The sequence below is a fragment of the Opacimonas viscosa genome (genome assembly GCF_024199005.1).
In the GTDB taxonomy this organism is placed as follows: Bacteria; Pseudomonadota; Gammaproteobacteria; order Enterobacterales; family Alteromonadaceae; genus Opacimonas; species Opacimonas viscosa.
The window spans coordinates 1-244 of record NZ_JANATA010000285.1 but is presented as its reverse complement, the minus strand read 5'-3'; the positions used below and the strand labels follow the sequence as shown (position 1 = coordinate 244).

General features: G+C 47.1%; 1 protein-coding gene. It reads left to right on the top strand.

Features of this window, described 5'->3' with window-relative positions; translation table 11 throughout:
* The coding region (locus tag NLF92_RS13620) for an MMPL family transporter (protein ID WP_349293235.1) at positions 1–244 on the top strand (244 nt) is incomplete at both ends.

Genomic DNA, 244 nt, shown 5'->3' with positions numbered 1-244 from the left:
CAGCCGGTTTCTACTCACTTATGCTTACACCGATCCCGCCGGTGCAAATCTTCGGCGCCTTCATTGGCTCAGGTATCCTGTTGGCTTTCATTATTACGCTCACTTTTATTCCTGCTTATATATCAAGAATGTCCCCAGAAGCGCTGGCTAAGCTGCAGGCTGCTTTACATACCGATGCCAACTCATCTTCAGTAAAGGCTACGTATCTACAGCGATTTGTATACGGTATTCGCAATGTTGCGCT